Origin of the sequence: Exiguobacterium sp. SL-10 (assembly GCF_004337025.1) — a bacterium.
In the GTDB taxonomy this organism is placed as follows: Bacteria; Bacillota; Bacilli; order Exiguobacteriales; family Exiguobacteriaceae; genus Exiguobacterium.
Genome location: NZ_SJUP01000044.1, coordinates 1 through 415, shown reverse-complemented (window position 1 = coordinate 415; position 415 = coordinate 1). Strand labels below are relative to the sequence as shown.

Genomic DNA, 415 nt, shown 5'->3' with positions numbered 1-415 from the left:
AGACAGTATTAATCATCTATAGAGATAGTCTCTGCACTTTTATTTCCATTATGCTAATGCCTTACTGAATTATGAAGCATTTCTTAAGTATCCAACTTTAGCTAGATTAATGGTTTATTATTTTCTACATCTTCAATATATAAAAGCGTATTATCAATGGCGTAGTAACTGCGTTTGTTATGATTAACATCAGTAACCCACCGGAAAACGCCCGCGCCTGCCAGTGTTGAACAGTATTCCCGAAATGTAGATTTTCCGCAAATATGAAGCAATGCGGCCTCTTTTATTTTAGCAGGGTTCTTGGTCGTACTAACTTTTAACAGGTTCCTGGTTCCTCTTAATAACAAAACCGTATCATCGTGAGTAATAATTCTGATGTTATCCGTAGCCAGATAATAAATGTAATGTGCAATAC

At 35.7% G+C, this 415-nt stretch carries 1 protein-coding gene; it reads right to left on the bottom strand.

Going from position 1 to position 415, the window contains the following annotated elements; translation table 11 throughout:
• Window positions 1–101: 101 nt before the first annotated feature.
• A partial coding sequence (locus tag EVJ33_RS15800) for a DUF1398 family protein (protein ID WP_131438379.1) occupies window positions 102–415 on the bottom strand: 314 nt, incomplete at its 5' end.